Annotated in this window: 1 protein-coding gene; it reads right to left on the reverse strand. The window is 35.6% G+C overall.

From position 1 onward, the window contains the following. On the reverse strand, nucleotides 1–216 hold a 216-nt coding region (locus FUA24_RS01010), incomplete at both ends, for a hypothetical protein (protein WP_148539675.1).

Genomic DNA, 216 nt, shown 5'->3' on the forward strand with positions numbered 1-216 from the left:
CCATGGTAAAACGCATTTTACCGTTAAATGAAATTGGGTAATTTTTACTGCTTTCAACTAAATAACTTTCATCAAACTTAGGAAATGCAACTTCGCTAATACCTTTATAATCATTTGGTAATTCATCTGGCTGAATGTATTTACCAAATTCAACACAAGCGTAAAGCTGTTCGGCTACATGTGGCGCATAGGGTGAAATTAGCACCAATAGCGGTT

It is taken from the genome of Seonamhaeicola marinus (assembly GCF_008085455.1).